Here is a 384-nt window from a genome sequence, read left to right on the forward strand (position 1 = left end):
TGCCGACCATCGCATGGAGGTGCTGGACCTGAAGGCTGGCGCCAACCTGGCCCCGGCCTATCTGGCCATCAACCTGTTGGGCAAGGTGCCGGCCATCGTCCACAACGGCGCGCTGGTGACCGAACAGGTGGCCATTTATCTGTACCTGGCCGACCTGTATCCGGAAGCCGGGCTGGCGCCGCCGATCGGCGACGCCCTGCGCGGGCCCTACCTGCGCTGGATGGCCTTCTACGGCGCCTGTTTCGAGCCGGCGATGATCGACAAGGCGATGCACCGTGAGCCGCCACCGCGCCTGATGTCGCCGTACAACGATGCGGAGACCGTGCTGCAGGTGGTCGAGGCGCAGCTGGCGCAGGGCCCGTACCTGCTCGGCGAGACGATGAG

The 384-nt window shown here is 67.7% G+C and carries 1 protein-coding gene; it reads left to right on the plus strand.

The features are described 5' to 3' along the window. Positions 1 to 384, plus strand: a 384-nt coding sequence (locus EN850_RS34080; protein ID WP_136092975.1) for a glutathione S-transferase family protein, incomplete at both ends; no start/stop codon positions are given.

The organism is Mesorhizobium sp. M8A.F.Ca.ET.207.01.1.1 (genome assembly GCF_004794715.1).
Taxonomy (GTDB): domain Bacteria; phylum Pseudomonadota; class Alphaproteobacteria; order Rhizobiales; family Rhizobiaceae; genus Mesorhizobium.